Here is a 14,662-nt window from a genome sequence, read left to right as displayed (position 1 = left end):
TTATTCCATATTTTGAAATAAATACAAAAGCGCTACAAGTAATTGTGGCGCTTTTTTTGGGTTTATGTATTTTTGAAATTTAACCAATTTTCATCCTATCTAGTTCATAAAAAAGGATGTTTTTTGTGTTAAACTATGATTTAAAATAATACATTTATAATCTTATTTTTTATCTTTTTTGAATTGGTATTAAGTAATGATTAATTAAGTATAATTCTGTTAAATAAAAATAGTTAAAAACATTAAATGAGTACAACAAGTATAATAAGATCCATAAGAAATATAATGAGGAAAGACGAGGGTCTTGATGGGGATGCCCAACGAATTTCTCAAATGGTATGGATGCTTTTTATGAAAATATTTGCTGATAAAGAAGAAGAATGGAAAGCATCTAGAAAAGAATATAAAAGCCCAATACCTGAAAATTTAAAATGGCAAAATTGGGCGGCAGATGAAAAAGGATTGACTGGAGATAAATTAATCAGTTTTATTAATGATCAATTATTTCCAACTCTCAAAACAATTGACCCGACAGATACAGATCAGTCAGTAATTATAAAATCAGTTTTTAATGATACTTATAATTACATGAAAAGTGGAAATCTTTTTCGCCAAGTTATAAATGAAATAGATAAGATAGATTTTTCAAACAATAATAAAGACAGGCATGTTTTTAATGATATTTATGAATCTATTTTAAAAGAGCTTCAGAGTGCAAGTTCTTCGGGAGAATATTACACACCTAGAGCTGTAACTCAATTTATGGTTGAAATGATTAACCCAGAAATAGGAGAGAGTATATTAGATCCAGCATGTGGAACGGGAGGATTTTTAACTTGTTCTTTGGATCAATTATCAAAGCAACAAGATTTTGATGAAACATCTTTGATAATCCAAAACTCAATTAGAGGAGTAGAAAAAAAACCACTACCTCATTTGTTATGTACTACAAACTTAATTCTTCATGGAATTGAAAAACCAGCTATTACTAAAGGAAATTTATTATCAATCCCTTACGATAGTTGGAATGCAAAAAGTCAAGTTAATATTGTTCTATCGAATCCACCATTTGGTGGTCAAGAAGAAGATGGTACTGAGAAAAATTTTCCGGAAGAATTTAGAACAAAAGAAACTGCAGATTTATTTTTAGCTTTAATTATTAAAATTTTAAATAAAAAGGGACGTGCAGCTGTAGTGTTACCTGATAATTCATTATTTGGAGAAGGAGTAAAAATAAGAATAAAAGAAGAGTTGCTAACCAAATGCAATTTACATACAATAATTCGATTACCAAATGGTGTCTTTAATCCCTATACAGGAATAAAGACAAATTTATTGTTTTTTGTAAAAGGAGAACCAACAAAAGAAACTTGGTATTATGAAATGCCCTATCCTGAAGGTATAAAAAACTATAGTAAATCAAAACCAGTTGATATTAATCATTTTAATGATATTAAAAAGTGGTGGGTAAAACGTGAAGAAAATCAATATGCATGGAGAGTTTCTAAAGAAGAAATAAAAAGAAGAAAATTTAATTTAGATGTTAAAAATCCTAATATTGTAGAAAAAGAAAATTTATACTCAACTGAAGAGTTATTAATTAAAATAGATAATTCTTTTCAAAAGAGTATGCTATTGTTGGAAGAAATAAAAAAAGCAATTTCATGAAAAATTGGCAAAAAGTAAAACTGGGATCGCTTTTAACAGAATCTAAAAATGTTTCAGAGTATCCTAACACTGAAAATCGAATTAGAGTAAAATTAAATGTTCTTGGAGTAGAAAAAAGGCCCAATACTAAAGATAAAACAGGCGCTACTAAATATTACATAAGAACAGCTGGGCAATTTGTTTACGGTAAGCAAAACTTACATAAAGGAGCATTTGGTATTATTCCTCATGAATTGGATGGTTTTGAGTCTAGTTCTGATATTCCTGCATTTGATGTGGATGAATCTTGCTATCCTGAATGGATTTTTTATTTTTTTAAAAAAGGAAATTTTTATCTCAAACTTCAAACTCTAGCAAAAGGTGTTGGTTCAAAAAGAATTAATCCAGAACAACTATATGAACTAGATATATTTTTACCAACGAAAGAAGAACAGAAAAAAATATTAGATGAAATAGAGAAATCAGAAGTTATAAATCAAAATTTAATAAAAGAAATAAAACTTCAAGAAAAAGAATTAGAAAAGCTTAGACAGTCTGTATTACAAGATGCTATTCATGGTAAATTGACATTAGAGTGGCGTAATCAAAATAAAAAACTAGAAAATGAAAATAATGGAAGTGAATTATTTGAAAGAATCAAATCTGCAAAAGACAAACTGGTAAAAGAAAAAAAAATAAGAAAAGAAAAGAGTTCAAATCAGATTATCAAAGACGAAATTCCTTTTCCCATTCCTACTAGTTGGAAATGGTGTAGAATGCAAGATATTTCAGAGAAATTAGGAGCAGGAAGTACTCCAAAGGGAGGTAACTCTGTTTATGTGTCAAACGGTATTATTTTTTTAAGATCACAGAATATATATAACCATGGGCTATATCTAAGAAATGTTGCCTTTATTCCAATTGAAATTCATGATCGAATGCATTCAACTAAAGTTTTTGCTAAAGATATTCTCCTCAATATTACGGGAGCTTCAATTGGAAGATCAGTATTAATTGACGATGATTTTGAGACAGCAAATGTTAATCAACATGTAGCAATAGTAAGAATGATTGATTTAGATATAAGACAATACATTCATAAATTGATTATTTCTCCGTATTTTCAAGCAAAAATTATGGAAGTTCAAGTTGGTGTTTCAAGAGAAGGATTAAGTATGACAAGTTTAAAAAACTTATTAGTTCCATTACCTTCTATTGATGAACAAAATGCTATACTCGAAAAAGTGAATAACCTAGAAGCGAGTTGTGATGAGATGCAAAAAGCAATTATTTCTAATAAAGAACATTCAAAAGAATTAATACATTCTGTTTTAATTAAATTGTTAGGAGACGAAAACAACGTAATTGTTATTAAAAATTCTAAAAAGACAATAGACAGCCCTAAAAGAGAAATAAAATATGAAAGTAAAACCACACTTATGGAATTAGTAGAACTATTAAATATACATGGTCAATTACATGCAGAAGATTTATGGAAGATGTCTAAATTCCCTGAAGATATAGATAAATTTTATGCGGAATTAAAAAGCCAAATTGAGCAAAAAAAAACAATAAAAGAAAGTGTAGAAAAAGGATATTTGGAATTATCATGAGAATAGATAAAGTTTACATAGAAGAGTTTAAAAATCTAAAATATTTCTCAATTGATTTAGATCCAACCAAAATGCATACAGTTTTGCTAGGACAAAACGCAGCTGGTAAATCAAATCTATTAGAAGCGCTGGTTATTATTTTTAGAGATCTCGATCTAGAAGATGAAACATTTTTCAACTATGAATTAGAATATCAATGTAAAGATAATTTTCTTCGAGTTGAAGGAGGGCCAAATACTTCAGGAAAATTTAAATTCTATTTAGGAATTAAAAAAAATGATATTATAGAGTATTCATCTAAGATGGTTCCCAAAGTTGAAATTAAACGAAATAAGGAAAATTATTTACCTAAATATGTTTTTAGTTATTATTCAGGGATTAGTAATCGTTTATTAGAACATTTTGATAAACATCAAACACGATTTTATAAAGCTTTATTGGAAGGAGTAGATGCTCCTCCAAGACCTTTATTTTATGCTCGACAAATACATAGTTATTTTGTATTAATGGCTTTTTATGCATTTTCTGATAAAAAAATAAGTGCTTTTTTAAAAGATTTTTTAGGTATAATTGGTTTAGAATCGGTACTCTTTGTTTTAAAAGAACCGGTTTGGGCGAAAAATAAAAAAGATGCAAATCCTTATAATTTTTGGAGTTCTAAAGGGGTTGTTCGTAATTTTTTAGATGAGCTTTGGGGTGCATCAATGGCTCCAATAGTTCACGAAGATACTGTAAGAGAAGATTTTAGAAGAACTCATAAACAAGAACAACTTTATTTGTATATTTCGAATCAAGCAAAATTGATTGAAATAGCTAAAAAATATGGAACAAATACAGAGTTTTTTAAAAGTTTAGAAAGTACATATATTTCTGATTTAATTCAAGAAGTACGTGTAAAAGTGAAAAAAGTCAATATTGATGGAGATATTACCTTTAAGGAACTCTCTGAAGGAGAACAGCAATTGCTTACAGTGCTAGGTTTATTAAGATTTACAAAAGAAGATGAATCTTTGATTCTTTTAGATGAGCCAGACACACATTTGAATCCACTATGGAAGTGGAAGTATATGAATTTACTGGAAGAGTATTCGGGCAAAGATGATTCAAGTCAAATTCTAATGACAACCCATGATCCATTAGTAATCGGTGGATTAAAAAAAGAAGAAATAAGAATTTTTCAATCTTCAAAAAGTATTGATAATGAAGGAAAAGAATACCAAAAAATAGAAACTTTTCAACCAGATTTTGACCCAAAGGGATTGGGTGTTGCAGGTATCTTAACAAGTGAATTTTTTAATTTACCAAGTACGTTAGATGAGGATACTTTAAAAGAATTGAACGAAAGAAATGATTTAATAGTAAAGCAAGAAAATGAAAGATTAACGGAGCAAGAGCACATAAGATTAACTGAACTCTTTTATAAATTATCTAATCTAGGGATTAATACAACAGATAGAGACCCATTGTATCAAAAATTCATAATAGCATTAGCAAATCAAGAGGGACTTAATGTTGACAAAAGTTTAGCTATTAATAAAATAGAAACAAATAAAATAGCATTTAATATCTTAGAAAAAATAATTAAAGAATCTGAAAAATGATCTATATTGATTTAGAAAATAATCCCCCATCTCAAAACTGGATAGATAGAGCAGATTTGGTTACTCAGCAATTAATTGCTGCACCAAATCCATTGGAAAGAAATCGAATTATTGATTTAAATCAACCGCTATGGACTGAGTTGAAGCTACATTTATCATCTTTATATAATGACAAATGTTGGTATACTGAAAGTATAAATCCAGGAGCTCATTGTCATGTAGATCATTTCCGTCCAAAAAAAGAAGTAATTGATGAAAAAGGAATAAAAACGGAGGGTTATTGGTGGTTAGCATTTGATTGGATGAATTACAGATTTTCTGGTCCAGCTTCAAATGTTAGAAAAAAATCTTATTTTCAAGTAGTTTCAAATAGAGGATTTAACTATGCAGATAATTTAAATCTAGAAGATATATTATTTTTAGATCCTATAAAATTTAGAGATCCTGAAGAGCTAGCTTTTGACAATGAGGGAATTGTTAGGCCAAGAGAAAGTAATAAGCTTTTAAGAAATTACAAAAGGGCACGTTATTCAATACATCGATTAAATCTAAATTCTCCTAGTCTAATAGATAAGCGAAAAGATAAATATAGAAAAGCTATAATATTGTTATTAAGAATTGACAAAAAACTTAATTTACAATCAATAATATTTGATCAGGCACGAGAAGTTGAAATTGAGACAGATATGAGGAGTTTATGGGTAATGTGTTCAAAAAATTCTGAATTTTCTGCCGCAGTAAAATATTGTTTAAAAAGCTCAGGTTTAGATTGGGCTATAGACATTGTTGCAAAAGCAGCGTAGCTATGATTTGATAAATATAATTTTAGTATAAAATTAAAAAAGACCATTTTCACAATGGTCTTTTTTAATAGGCTCTTAGATTCGAACTTTGTAACTATATATTTCTTTATAGAATATTACTTCCCTTTCAACAACTTCTCCAAATACTCCACTTTCTCTTTTTCAGCCAAAACTAAACGCTCATAAAGTTCAACAACTTTATCAAGAGGATTGAAACTGCAATTATAATTAAGTCCAGCATTAACAATTCCATTATCTTGGTAAGTATTTCCAATAACATTTAAAACTGCTTCTTCAGAGAAATTCTTAATTCCTTCAACAGACACGCCTAAAACTTCGGCAATTGCTTTCAGTTTTTCCTCATCTATTGTTTCGCTGTTTTCAATAGCCGAAATAGCTTGTTGGTTTGTTCCTAAAGCTTGTGCCAATGCTTCCTGTTTCATATCACGAAGTTCACGAATACGGCTAATTTTTCGCCCTATATGATTTGGTTTTGTTAGTGTGCCCATGTTTCAAAGATATTTAAAATTCTTGAGAATTTATGTTTATAGTAAATTACAGATTTGCTGCTGTGTGATACATTTTTTAATGTTTACAGTGCATCAAACAAAAATACGATTTTTCGTATAGATAACAATTGAATCTATTATTGAAAGCTTTAATAATAGTTTTAACTTAAAGAAAACAAGCACTTAAACGACTTTTAAAGTCATTCACAGGGATAATAAAGTAAAGAAGCGAACATGAAGTACCTTTATTGTTGCAAACAACTAAATAAAGTCATCATGAAAACTAATACTCTACTATTTACCGTACTTGTATGCGTGTTTTCTTTTAACTGTTTTGCTCAGCGCAGTTCCAAGAGCGCTCCTGTCATTGCAGCAACAGGAAATGCACATTTGCAGCCCGATAATACCTCAGATGGTAATGATCTTGTTATAGAGTCTTATTGTGTCGAAGAAACAATCAATATGACCTTTGGAAGAAGAGTAACCAGATACGAAGTATCAAAACTAGACATGGTTAATACCTATGATCTTGGTCCAAACAACACCAGAACAGTAACTCCAATATACAAAAAACCAAAAGTAAAAACAGTTGAGGTAGGTTTGAGTTCAAAACCCTTTGTTGATAGTACGGCCAAAATTCTTAAACCGGTTAAAGTTGAGGTTTTGGCTCCTTCAAAAAAAGAGAAATTTGTTAATATCAATGTCGTAAATACTTATGAGAAAATCATAGATAAGGGTTACAAATCTTTGGATATGCTTAGAAAAGTAGCAGACAAATCTTATTTTGACAATGACATGGAAACCGCTGCCAAATATTATGCACAGCTATTGGATCAATCTACAGATTTAGATTCCATATACTATTACAGATATGCACAATCCTTAAAAGAAAGCAACCAACCCGAAAAAGCAAATGAGATGATGATATTGTTCGAAAGTAAAAACCTGGCAAATCAGGTTGCTAAGAAGTAAAATTTTAAATTTTATTCTATAGAACAAAAAAGACTATCGTTTGATAGTCTTTTTTGTTACTCTTAGCTAGCAGGAACGACGTCAATATGAATAACAACGAGATCTCCATATTCTTGTTCATCATCTCGAGTCCACATTATTTGTTTCCCTTTTGATCTTTGTGCCCATTGCCAGGGTATAAATTTATTTACATAGACTATAATTGATACACGATCTGAAATTTCACCTTCTTTATTTTTTTGCTCTGTTATGGTTGTAAACCTAAAACAGAAAGCATAAGTATAATCAGTATTAATTATTGATCCGGTTCGTATTTCCGGCTTTATTTCTTTAAGCAGAACATTTAACGGTTTATTTATAAAGAGATGTTCATTGTCTTTTAATTTATAAACATCGTTGATGGTTTGTACTAATTGTTGTGAATAGATATTTGGTTGCAGTATAAAATATAGGACTGCGAAAATTTTTAGAATGTTTTTCATGTTTTATTAATTCAAAAAGGATTATTGTTTTATTCGTTACCTGCAGGTACAACTCCTATTTTACGTACAATTAAATTTCCGTATTTCTGAAGGTCTTCTTTAGTCCAAATAGTTTCACTGCCTTTAGGTCTTTTCCCCCAATTCCATTCAAAGCCTCCCTTTATGTATACAAAAAGTGAAACACGATCTTCTAGAGTTCCTTCATTCTTTTTTAATTGAGCTAATGGCAAAAATTTAAAATAAAAAAAGTTGTTATCACTCATTACAAACACAGTTTTTATTTCTGGCTTTAATTCTTTTAATAAATCTTTTAAGGGTTTATTAATAAATTGCTCTTCATTATTTTTTAATCTGTAAACATCGTTGATGGTTTGTACTAATTGTTGTGAATAGATATTTGGTTGGAGTATAAAATATAGTACCGCGAAAATTTTTAGAATGATTGTTTTCATAGTTATTATTGTTTTGGATATACAACTTCGATGTCAATTACAATTAAGTCACCGTATTTATTAAGGTCTTGTTGTGTCCAAGCTATTTCGTTTCCTATAGTTTTTTCATTCCAATTCCATTGAATAAACTGTTTCACGTAAACTAATAATGTTACACGATCTGCAATTGAGCCTTCTCTTTTTCTTTGTTGCACTAAAGTTGTCCATCTAAAACCAAAGACGAAACTTACTTCACTTTTAAGAGGATTAGCTGTTTTGATTTCGGGTTTTATCTGTTTTAATAAGTCTTTTAAGGGTTTGTTAATAAATTGATCTTTATTGTCTTCTAATCTGTAAACATCATCTGTTTTCTGTACCATTTGCTGTCCATAAGTATTATAGCAAAGAGATAGAAGAATGATGATAAATTTTAGTGTGTTTTTCATAGATGATTTATTTAATCTTTTGGGTAAACAATGCTAATATTTGTCACAATAAAATCGGAGAACTTTAATTTATCATCTACGGTCCAATTCAATTCAGATCCTTTGGCTCTTCCACTCCAATTCCAAGGAATAGGATTTTTTACATAGACAAAAAGGGAAATACGATCTGAAATAGAACCTTCATCTTTTCTTTGTTGCTCTATTGTAGTAAATTTAAAGATGAAAAGAGGGTAGTCATCATTAAATACATGTGCAGTTTTTATCGGAGGTTTTATCTCTTTGAGTAAATCTTTTAAAGGTTTGTTGATAAATTGATCTTTGTTTTCTTTTAATTTATAAACATCGCTGATAGTTTGTACTAATTGTTGTCCATAAGCATTATAACAAGCAAATAAAACGATGACAAACTTTAATATGTTTTTCATATATTTTTTAATTTAATAATATTAAAAAGCACAGCTTTCACTGTGCTTTTATCTGTACAACGTTTATTTTTCAGGTTTGTAAGGACCATTTAGTGGTCTAGGTCCATCTGGTCCATCAACCCATTTTGATAGTTTTATAAAACATTTTTTATCTTTTATTTTTGGATGATAGTATGATAGTAAAATTTCTTGATTATTTATTTTTTCAATTTTATATTCTGAATAATCAAATACAAGAGTAGAATCATTTTTAATTAACCAATCTCTTCTTTCGCTTCCACCGCCCCTGTCAGTATTAAATAGACTAAACCCATCATCTATATATAATAAGTATTTGTCTTGAGTACCATTTTCTCTAAATTGGAAATAAATATCTTTAGTATCCCAACAATAGTCTTGATATTCCCAATATTCATTTTTATCGGCTATAAATATCGACTCGATTTTACTTTTTTTGCTACATGATATACATAGTACAACTAAAAGTGTAATTATAATCTTGGTTTTATTCAATGATTTTCTCATAAGATATTGGATCAGATATTGTATTTTTATATTGTACTCGTAAAGTTAAGGTCGCTTTTGTAATTACACCAGCTGGTTTTAAAATTTGCACTCCCGCTTTATTTTTATTAAAGGAGTCAATTTTTGTTAATATTTCACTGAGTGAGATCTTAGGATTTTGTGCTAAGTTTAATAAATAGTTAGCAAAAGACCCAGCAATACCGGATTTAAACTCATCTGTTGTTACACTAAAGGTATAATCATTTACTGCCTTAACATATACATCTGCATGATTTGATAAGTTAGATGCAATGTTTAGTCTATTATTTTCAACATGAAACATTTCATGTTTTATAATGCTTTTAAAGTTATTAATATTATTCAAAAATGAACTAAATCCACCATTGCTATTAAGAAAAATGGTATTCCTTACCGAATTTATCTTTCTAGCCCATGCGGGAGTTTCAGACGATAAGTCTTTTCCTTTTTCTACATTTATCAAAGTTTCTTTTTCGTCGCCTCCGAGACTTTTTGTTATAATCGCGGCTAATTTTTTTACTTTTTGTAAAATTGTGGGCGAATTTACATTTACTTCTGCAATTAATGTATAAACTCCCTGATCGTTTCTTATTTTAACAACGCCATTGGTAATACGATAATCGCCATCGCTTACTGAATTTAATGCTTCTTCATAAGATTGCGGCGTATCTATAGGTATCGCATTTCCCCTTATTACCATATCTTCGTCTTCACTGGTAGGTATATGAACCTCTATTGTCATAGTCTTATCGGTAAAAAGAATATCAGCATGTACAACCTGTTCAATATTATACTCCTTTATGCCAGGTGACGTGTTTGAATAATCTTTATCTCCGTTGGGATTTGATGTTATACTTGTTATCGTAAGTGGAGAAGTAGCATATGCATAGACCGTCATTTTAGTATAAATTTCTCTGCCATTCTCTTTTTTAGGATTCGAAAAAGTCACCGTTCCTATTACCATACCCTTGACTAATATTTGTGAAATAAAAACATCAGGTCTATTTTGATCTTTTAAAACTTTCACTGCCTGCGAATGTTCTTGTCCTGGTGCAACTGGTTTTGTCAGTACTATTACAGAAACTTTTGGAGCATTTGCTCCATTACCTGAGCCTTCTCCTGAATTTCCTCCAGAATTTCCTCCGGACTTAGTAACACCATTGTTATAATAGTCAGGATTGCTGTTCGCAGGGATATCATAATCACGATACCAAAATTCAGAAGCATAATTGTCATTAGAATCTCCGGCTGAGGCATAGACATCTACATTATTTAAGTCATTCATTCCATTAAAATCAAAAGGATCTTCACCAGATTCGCCAGTTTGCGCCTTTGTTGTTATGCTGCCCAATAACAGGACAAACAGTAAAAACAATTTGCTGTTAATTCTTAATATATTTTTCATGGCTTATTGTTTTACAATTATTCTCGTATGCGATTTTTCATTTTCCTGCACTTGTACAGCATAAAAACCATTGGGCAAGTGGCTTGTATTTACAGTAAAAGATTGTGTTCCTTCTTCAAGGCTGGTGTGTGCTACTTGCATCGTTTGTGCTGTTGCAACGCTTGTGAGGGTAAGCTTAATTTTGGCTGGCTCTTTTAATTCAAAAGCAACGTACAATTGCTCATTAAACGGCACAGGATATACTTTAATAAACTCTGTTTTTTGCGAAGCCAAAGACAAAAACAAAGCTTCATCTTCTTTAGAAGTTACTGTATTTTTTGGTCGCAATACAAGTGAAATTGGTGTTCCCGGTTCTCGCCAATAAGCAATAAAACTTTCTACATCTATCAAAAGATATGGTGTATTATTGTAGTTTTTCTGACTAAGATTCATTCCTAAAACGGCATAATCGATTTTGTCATTTTTAAAATCATGCGGATATAATTGGTCCAGCGTAAATTTAAAGTCATTAAAAAAAAGCGAGTTTTCCTTGAACAGTACGATATCCTCAAAAGTTTTTCCTTCAAAATTTATCTTGGTTTGTAAGTCGCCTTTTTCATTTTTGCTAAAACTAATATCAATTGGCAAAATGCGTTGTGGCGTAGTTCCTGACCAGTCATATTCGATAAAACGCCCTGTCCATTCTCCAAGAATGTTTTTGGTTTTAATATTTTGGTTTAGAGATTCTTCTAAAACCACTATTTCTCTACTTTGAGCAATTAATTCAGGATCAATTTTTTTATCACTTTTACTACTTTCGTTTATGGCATTTTGAGTCTGATTTAAAACCTGATCGCGTTTTTCTATTTTTAGATTTCTTAAAAAAGCGATACTATTGGGTGTAGTGTTTCCATATAGATATTCGAGCGCTTTGTCAGTATCCTGAGGTACGCCAAAACCTAAATAATAGCAAACTCCTAACCAGTGTTTTGCCATAGCATAATCGCTTTTTTTATACCATTCTATTGCCAAATTATAATTTTGTGGCACACCAAAACCTTTCATGTACATGTAACCCAACATGTATGCTGCACGGGAGTTCTTTTTATCGACTGCTTTTTGGTACCATTCGATTGCGGTATTCATATTAAGAGTACAGCCTCTTCCATCCTGATACAAATTTCCAAGATTATATTGTGCAGTAGCGTAACCACTTTTTGCTGCTTGTTCTATAAGAGCAAAACCTTTGGATTCATCTTTTTCTGTGCCCAGACCATGTACATACATGAGGCCTATATAGTTTTGAGCCATAGGATCTCCTGAGGCTGCACAGTTCGAAATATCCTGAAATAACTGACTGTAATTTTTGTAAAGTTTATTACTGTCTAAAATTTGTTTAGCCTCTGCCAGCCTGACTTCGCAATCTATTTGTGCTACAGCTCCCAGAGCTGTAAACAAAAGAATAAGGGTATAGATTTTTTTCATGATAATAATTAATTTTGGCTAATAATAAGTTACTGTTCATTTTCTGTGTGGCATTTAATTCTGTTAATTCCATTGGAAACCATTTGTATTGCCTTCCCCTCCGCCAGAAGTTTTTATATTATATTCTTTGCACATTTTTTTAAAATCTTTTTCAAAATTGAATCTTAGGATTCCCAATTTTGGTTTTTGTATTGTTTTATCATAATTGTAATAACCAGAGGTCAAAAGATGATTGATATGGAAATTGTATATGAGATCTCTTAATTTTTTTTTCTGATTTTCATCCAGATTGCTATTGTATTGTATGAGTTGCTGGTACTCAATTTTTGCATTTTCTGCCGCCTCGTAAGCATAATCGTTTTCTGCAAATGCACAATATTCTTTATAGGTCAATGAAGTATTGATTTTTCGGGCATAATAATTTCGGGCATTATTAATTTTGAAATTATAAAGCGTTCCAGGATCCTGAATACTATAAGGAGCATTAGCTTCTTTCTTTTTTGTGTCGAGATATTTTAAAACCTCATTTCTTTGATCAATTATTTTAAGAAGTTCATTGATTTTTGCTTCTGACAAACCAGCTATTTTAGCACTTTTATAAAAATTTTGTTGTGTAGAAGATTCTGTTAAATTGTCTTTTGTACTTTCATTTTTTTGAGCGAGAACTCCAGTTGTGAAAACAAAAAAAAGGAAGATTTTATAAGTGTGTTTTTTCATGTTTTAGAATTTAAATTATGTTATGTTTTGTGATGTAATTAATACCATTCTATTTGTTTCGTATGACTATTAATGACGAAAATGCGCTCATAACCATTGCTTTTCGAGCATAAAACCCAGAACAATCCGTTATCCGGGATCTTAGAAAATCGTATGAAATCACTTTGAGCTTTAGCTTCTTCAATTTTTCTCCAGCCATTGTCCCATACATAAAGATTAAAGACTTCATTTTCGAAAACTTCAAATGAATTAAAATCAAGATTGGGTGCTTTTTTTGTTTTATCCCGGGTTATGTTGTATGAAAAAGTCTTAGAATAATCTGGGCGTAATACTTGTTGTTTTTTATCAATATTTAAAAGGATTGGGTAAGGAGCATAGTTCATTTTTTTAGTATCAGGCTTATATAAGCTTGGCAGATATACAATGTTGGTTCCCAGATTCAGGTATTCCATATTGGTTCCTGACTTTTTCCCCCAGTCGGTAGCCTTCCATTTTCCCAGATTAAAAACATTAAGAAAGCTTATTGTTTCTTTGTTTGTAATTGGGAAAGGATAAATTATTTTTCCAACAGGAACATATTCTGAGGTTACATCCAGGATATTTTTTTCTCTTAGAAAACCTTCAGGTATTGATAAGCTGTCTTTTAAAACAGCCAAAGTATTTTGCTGAACAGAATAGGTTTTCCTAAAAACTTTGGCAAGACGTTTTTCTGTAGCATTGTATGCATTGGGGAGACCTTGAGGATTGCCAAAACAATTTCCGTTAAACGGAATGTGTTTGCCATTTTCATCAATTATAGTGTCCCAAAAATGTCTTTTAGAAGAAGCTGCGTAATAAGGAGTAAAATCAAAAGTTACAGCCAATCCCATCGATCGACAAGCAAGTAAAGTTAAATTTGCCAGATCTCCGCAATCTCCTTGTCTTCTAAAAAGTAGTTGTTTGGGGCTTAAATAAGAAATAGGATCCGGACGGCTATTTAAAAATCTAAAATTTTTAAGCGTTAAAATCGTTTGAGTAGCAACATCTACAGGATCTTGCTTGTTGATTACGGTATTAATTGCGTCAGAAGACAAAAAAGCGAAATTTTCACGCCAGTCTTCTAATGGTTCTGTCAAACTGCGATAGGGTAAAATGTATTCGCAAAATGTTTTAAAATCATATGACTTAGACCATAAATTGTTTTTCCATACACTAAAGGCCAAATCAATATTTTTAATTAAAAACTCTGGAGTTACGATATCAATGTCTTTTGTTTTATAAAGTTTTGGAGAGACTTTAATACTGTCCTGTAATTTTTGAAAAGCCTTTACGGCAATTTCCATATTTGGATAATCAAATTCATTAAAGCTGATTTTTTTATCATTCTTATCTACCCATTTATAATTTTCGCTGTAATGGATATCCATATTTGATATTAAAAATTGCGCAGCCTTTGTTTTTTCAGGATCAGATTTATAATGATCTAAAACTATTTTTTCCAGATTATTTTTATTCGCATCAAAAAGCGAAATCGATTGCGATAAAAGTGTTTGGGAGACCAATAAAAAGCAGTATGTAAATATCTTAATCATTTTATATAAGTTAAGTATTACAATTTTATATTA

15 protein-coding genes are annotated in these 14,662 nt (G+C 30.4%); 5 read left to right on the top strand and 10 right to left on the bottom strand.

Translation table 11 applies throughout. From position 1 onward, the window contains the following. Positions 1-246 precede the first annotated feature (246 nt). The 4 genes from C8C83_RS08325 to C8C83_RS08310 are packed head-to-tail and all read left to right on the top strand — an operon-like array spanning position 247 to position 5,664. Positions 247-1,668 carry an N-6 DNA methylase gene (locus C8C83_RS08325; RefSeq protein WP_121327733.1) on the top strand — a complete coding sequence of 474 codons (1,422 nt, stop codon included), beginning with the start codon at positions 247-249 and terminating at the stop codon, positions 1,666-1,668. Next, on the top strand, positions 1,665-3,260 hold the full coding sequence (locus C8C83_RS08320) for a restriction endonuclease subunit S (protein ID WP_121327731.1): 1,596 nt from the start codon (positions 1,665-1,667) through the stop codon (positions 3,258-3,260). The genes C8C83_RS08325 and C8C83_RS08320 overlap by 4 nt, the downstream gene beginning before the upstream one ends. Continuing rightward, entirely contained in the window at positions 3,257-4,861 is a 1,605-nt protein-coding gene (locus C8C83_RS08315; protein WP_121327729.1) for an ATP-binding protein, read from the top strand. Before C8C83_RS08320 ends, C8C83_RS08315 begins: the two co-directional genes overlap by 4 nt. Next, positions 4,858-5,664 carry a hypothetical protein gene (locus tag C8C83_RS08310; RefSeq protein ID WP_121327727.1) on the top strand — a complete coding sequence of 269 codons (807 nt, stop codon included), beginning with the start codon at positions 4,858-4,860 and terminating at the stop codon, positions 5,662-5,664. The genes C8C83_RS08315 and C8C83_RS08310 overlap by 4 nt, the downstream gene beginning before the upstream one ends. 116 nt (positions 5,665-5,780) lie before the next feature. Here the strand turns inward: C8C83_RS08310 and C8C83_RS08305 are convergent, their stop codons facing one another. Then, positions 5,781-6,173: a helix-turn-helix transcriptional regulator gene (locus tag C8C83_RS08305; protein WP_121327725.1), complete on the bottom strand. Its 393-nt coding sequence runs from the start codon at positions 6,171-6,173 to the stop codon at positions 5,781-5,783. Positions 6,174-6,449: 276 nt separating this feature from the next. Here C8C83_RS08305 and C8C83_RS08300 point away from each other — a divergent pair, with 276 nt between their 5' ends. Next, complete coding sequence (locus tag C8C83_RS08300; RefSeq protein WP_132011720.1) at positions 6,450-7,145, top strand: hypothetical protein; 696 nt, start codon at positions 6,450-6,452, stop codon at positions 7,143-7,145. 62 nt (positions 7,146-7,207) lie between these two features. Here C8C83_RS08300 and C8C83_RS08295 read toward each other — a convergent pair whose 3' ends face one another. From C8C83_RS08295 to C8C83_RS08255, 9 genes are all read right to left on the bottom strand, one after another. Further along, positions 7,208-7,627, bottom strand: a complete 420-nt coding sequence (locus tag C8C83_RS08295) for a hypothetical protein (RefSeq protein WP_121327721.1) — start codon at positions 7,625-7,627, stop codon at positions 7,208-7,210. Positions 7,628-7,656: 29 nt separating this feature from the next. Then, positions 7,657-8,079: a hypothetical protein gene (locus C8C83_RS08290; RefSeq protein ID WP_121327719.1), complete on the bottom strand. Its 423-nt coding sequence runs from the start codon at positions 8,077-8,079 to the stop codon at positions 7,657-7,659. A 5-nt stretch (positions 8,080-8,084) separates the two neighbouring features. Continuing rightward, positions 8,085-8,504 carry a hypothetical protein gene (locus C8C83_RS08285; protein ID WP_132011719.1) on the bottom strand — a complete coding sequence of 140 codons (420 nt, stop codon included), beginning with the start codon at positions 8,502-8,504 and terminating at the stop codon, positions 8,085-8,087. A gap of 11 nt (positions 8,505-8,515) precedes the next feature. Further along, the gene (locus tag C8C83_RS08280) at positions 8,516-8,929 is read right to left on the bottom strand and encodes a hypothetical protein (RefSeq protein ID WP_121327715.1); all 414 of its coding nucleotides are present in this window, start codon (positions 8,927-8,929) and stop codon (positions 8,516-8,518) included. 63 nt (positions 8,930-8,992) lie between these two features. Next, a complete protein-coding gene (locus C8C83_RS08275) occupies positions 8,993-9,454 on the bottom strand; it encodes a hypothetical protein (protein WP_121327713.1) in 462 nt (153 codons plus the stop codon). Further along, positions 9,435-10,877, bottom strand: a complete 1,443-nt coding sequence (locus C8C83_RS08270; RefSeq protein ID WP_121327711.1) for a hypothetical protein — start codon at positions 10,875-10,877, stop codon at positions 9,435-9,437. The genes C8C83_RS08275 and C8C83_RS08270 overlap by 20 nt, the downstream gene beginning before the upstream one ends. A gap of 3 nt (positions 10,878-10,880) precedes the next feature. After that, positions 10,881-12,341 carry a T9SS type A sorting domain-containing protein gene (locus C8C83_RS08265; RefSeq protein WP_121327709.1) on the bottom strand — a complete coding sequence of 487 codons (1,461 nt, stop codon included), beginning with the start codon at positions 12,339-12,341 and terminating at the stop codon, positions 10,881-10,883. A gap of 63 nt (positions 12,342-12,404) precedes the next feature. Beyond that, positions 12,405-13,058 carry a hypothetical protein gene (locus C8C83_RS08260; protein WP_121327707.1) on the bottom strand — a complete coding sequence of 218 codons (654 nt, stop codon included), beginning with the start codon at positions 13,056-13,058 and terminating at the stop codon, positions 12,405-12,407. 38 nt (positions 13,059-13,096) lie between these two features. Continuing rightward, positions 13,097-14,629: a transglutaminase-like domain-containing protein gene (locus tag C8C83_RS08255; RefSeq protein WP_121327705.1), complete on the bottom strand. Its 1,533-nt coding sequence runs from the start codon at positions 14,627-14,629 to the stop codon at positions 13,097-13,099. Positions 14,630-14,662 lie beyond the last annotated feature (33 nt).

The organism is Flavobacterium sp. 90, assembly GCF_004339525.1.
Taxonomy (GTDB): domain Bacteria; phylum Bacteroidota; class Bacteroidia; order Flavobacteriales; family Flavobacteriaceae; genus Flavobacterium.
Note: the sequence above shows the minus strand (reverse complement) of the source record. Positions and strands in the feature narration are given on the sequence as shown.

Coding starts and splice junctions, on each gene's coding strand:
- C8C83_RS08265 (WP_121327709.1), bottom strand. CDS start 12,341: ATGAAAAAAATCTATACCCTTATTCTTTTGTTTACAGCTCTGGGAGCT.
- C8C83_RS08310 (WP_121327727.1), top strand. CDS start 4,858: ATGATCTATATTGATTTAGAAAATAATCCCCCATCTCAAAACTGGATA.
- C8C83_RS08320 (WP_121327731.1), top strand. CDS start 1,665: ATGAAAAATTGGCAAAAAGTAAAACTGGGATCGCTTTTAACAGAATCT.
- C8C83_RS08280 (WP_121327715.1), bottom strand. CDS start 8,929: ATGAAAAACATATTAAAGTTTGTCATCGTTTTATTTGCTTGTTATAAT.
- C8C83_RS08255 (WP_121327705.1), bottom strand. CDS start 14,629: ATGATTAAGATATTTACATACTGCTTTTTATTGGTCTCCCAAACACTT.
- C8C83_RS08275 (WP_121327713.1), bottom strand. CDS start 9,454: ATGAGAAAATCATTGAATAAAACCAAGATTATAATTACACTTTTAGTT.
- C8C83_RS08325 (WP_121327733.1), top strand. CDS start 247: ATGAGTACAACAAGTATAATAAGATCCATAAGAAATATAATGAGGAAA.
- C8C83_RS08305 (WP_121327725.1), bottom strand. CDS start 6,173: ATGGGCACACTAACAAAACCAAATCATATAGGGCGAAAAATTAGCCGT.
- C8C83_RS08300 (WP_132011720.1), top strand. CDS start 6,450: ATGAAAACTAATACTCTACTATTTACCGTACTTGTATGCGTGTTTTCT.
- C8C83_RS08290 (WP_121327719.1), bottom strand. CDS start 8,079: ATGAAAACAATCATTCTAAAAATTTTCGCGGTACTATATTTTATACTC.
- C8C83_RS08315 (WP_121327729.1), top strand. CDS start 3,257: ATGAGAATAGATAAAGTTTACATAGAAGAGTTTAAAAATCTAAAATAT.
- C8C83_RS08285 (WP_132011719.1), bottom strand. CDS start 8,504: ATGAAAAACACACTAAAATTTATCATCATTCTTCTATCTCTTTGCTAT.
- C8C83_RS08295 (WP_121327721.1), bottom strand. CDS start 7,627: ATGAAAAACATTCTAAAAATTTTCGCAGTCCTATATTTTATACTGCAA.
- C8C83_RS08270 (WP_121327711.1), bottom strand. CDS start 10,877: ATGAAAAATATATTAAGAATTAACAGCAAATTGTTTTTACTGTTTGTC.
- C8C83_RS08260 (WP_121327707.1), bottom strand. CDS start 13,058: ATGAAAAAACACACTTATAAAATCTTCCTTTTTTTTGTTTTCACAACT.